The sequence below is a fragment of the Martinezella calliandrae genome (assembly GCF_030272695.1).
Classification (GTDB): domain Bacteria; phylum Pseudomonadota; class Alphaproteobacteria; order Rhizobiales; family Rhizobiaceae; genus Rhizobium; species Rhizobium calliandrae.
The window spans coordinates 1-218 of sequence record NZ_JARFYN010000267.1 but is presented as its reverse complement, the minus strand read 5'-3'; the positions used below and the strand labels follow the sequence as shown (position 1 = coordinate 218).

Below are 218 nucleotides of genomic sequence, written 5' to 3'. Positions count from 1 at the left end.
TGCCAGGCGGCATAGTCGGGATATTGGATGGCGAGCGGCGGCAAAGGATCGTCCTGTCCAGCCAGAAACGCCCGGTAGAGGCTGCTCAGTTCCCGCACGAGCACACCCATCGACCAGCCGTCCGAGACGATGTGATGCTGGGTCAAAAGGAAGACGTGCTCCTCGTCCGACATGTCGATCAGCCGCCCGCGGATCAGCGGCCCGCGCGAAAGATCAAA

The 218-nt window shown here is 62.4% G+C and carries 1 protein-coding gene; it reads right to left on the bottom strand.

Going from position 1 to position 218, the window contains the following annotated elements:
- Nucleotides 1-218: condensation domain-containing protein (locus tag PY650_RS37055; RefSeq protein ID WP_285885093.1), on the bottom strand; the 218-nt coding region annotated here is incomplete at both ends.